Raw genomic sequence first — 1134 nt, forward strand, 5'->3', positions numbered from 1 at the left:
GTGCCCGCAGCAGCCGGGCCGGCCCCCGCTCCTGCGGCGCACACGCCGGACGCTTTGCTCAAGGAGGGGAATGCGGCACTGCTCGCGCATAATTACGATGCCGCCCACACCGCCGCCGTCGCCGCCGCCGCGCAGGCGAAGGGCGCGCAGAAGATCGACGCCCAGTTCCTCGTCGCACAGTCACTGGCCGGGCAGAAGCAGTATCGCCAGTCCGCCGTGGCGTATTACGACGCGTATTCCCGCGCGCCCAAAGGCACGCGCGCACCCGACGCCCTGCTGGGCGTGACGGCGTCGATGCTCGCCCTGGGCGACAAGAACTCGGCCTGTCAGGCGCTGGAGAAACTCACCTCCGAATTCCCGGCGCTGCAACCGCGCGCGAAGTCCGCTGCGGCCTATTATCGCAAACAGGGCAGCTGTCACTGATTGCGCTGACGGCGCGGATGTGACGCCGTGGGCGGCCGCCCGATCCGTGGCACCACGGACTGACGGCCAGACACCGGCCGACACGCGGATGGAAGCAGAGGCACAGGCGACGCCGGTTTCCGATGCCGCCTTCGCCGCCCGGATCGCGATGTTGGGCCCCTGGCCGTCGGAGGCCGTGCCGGTCGCCATCGCGGTGTCCGGTGGTGCGGATTCGCTGTGTCTGGCCCTGCTGGCACGACGCTGGCGGCGCAATGTCGTCGGCTTGGTGGTCGATCACGGGCTGCGCGCGACCTCCCGCGCCGAGGCGCTCCTGACCCTTGATCGGCTGGCCGCGCTGGACATACCGGCGCAACTGCTGAGCCTTACGAACCTCTCCCCAGGACCCGGCCTGTCCGCCCGCGCCCGCACCGCGCGCTATGCCGCGCTGACACGCGCCTGTGTCGCGGTCGGCGCGCTGGATCTGCTCCTGGGACACCACGCCGACGACCAGCGCGAAACGGCACGGATCCGCACGCGCGCACGCAGCGGGGAGGACGGTCTGGCGTGCATGGCCGCCAGCGTGGCCGGCCCGGACATCCGCCTTGTCCGGCCCCTGCTGGGGTTCGGGCGGCACATCCTGCGCGCGCGCCTGTGCGCGGAGGGGCAGAGGTGGGTGGAAGACCCCAGCAACCGCGATCCGCGCTGGGAACGCGCCCGCGTCCGCGCCGATCT

1 protein-coding gene and 1 pseudogene are annotated in these 1134 nt (G+C 71.8%); both read left to right on the top strand.

Features of this window, described 5'->3' with window-relative positions; all coding sequences use genetic code 11:
- Positions 1-423 (top strand): annotated as a pseudogene (locus HUK82_RS16720) (hypothetical protein); the annotation flags it as partial.
- Positions 424-469: 46 nt separating this feature from the next.
- Positions 470-1134, top strand: a 665-nt coding sequence (gene tilS, locus HUK82_RS16725; protein WP_317134869.1) for a tRNA lysidine(34) synthetase TilS, incomplete at its 3' end; no start/stop codon positions are given.

Origin of the sequence: Ameyamaea chiangmaiensis, assembly GCF_013376175.1 — a bacterium.
Taxonomy (GTDB): Bacteria; Pseudomonadota; Alphaproteobacteria; order Acetobacterales; family Acetobacteraceae; genus Ameyamaea; species Ameyamaea chiangmaiensis.